1 protein-coding gene is annotated in these 436 nt (G+C 56.7%); it reads right to left on the bottom strand.

What is annotated here, in order from left to right:
• Positions 1–196: 196 nt before the first annotated feature.
• A partial coding sequence (locus QJT78_RS52160) for a hypothetical protein (protein ID WP_281460951.1) occupies positions 197–436 on the bottom strand: 240 nt, incomplete at its 5' end.

Raw genomic sequence — 436 nt, 5'->3', positions numbered from 1 at the left:
CCGAACTCGGCCGTTAAACGCTTCAGCGCCAATGGTACTATGGCTTAAGCCCTGGGAGAGTAGGTCACTGCCAGGCCTGCCAAGGACAAGAAATCATCCTCTTTCGATGTTCGAATACAAAACGCCGCTTCCGGAAACGGAGGCGGCGTTCTTTGTCTCGAGCTCTAGGTCGCTTGGGGGCTCGGGGATCGTCAAATCAGAAGGCTGATTCAAGGCTGCTTTTTTTGGGAGGCAGCCTGTGACGGATCAACGACGAGCACCGGAGCCGCATCTCAGGCCTCATCATCGAGCCCGCCAGCATCTCGAACACAGATCCGGCGGCAAGGTTCAGAGCTGGCCCCGCAAATTCGGACAGTAGCTTGAGTGGATTTTCTGCCTGACAGCGGCGAGGATTCTTGCTGCGAATCAGGAGCGAAGATGACGAAGAAGAGCCGCC

The organism is Bradyrhizobium sp. Mp27 (assembly GCF_029953005.1).
In the GTDB taxonomy this organism is placed as follows: Bacteria; Pseudomonadota; Alphaproteobacteria; order Rhizobiales; family Xanthobacteraceae; genus Bradyrhizobium; species Bradyrhizobium barranii.
Note: the sequence above shows the minus strand (reverse complement) of the source record. Positions and strands in the feature narration are given on the sequence as shown.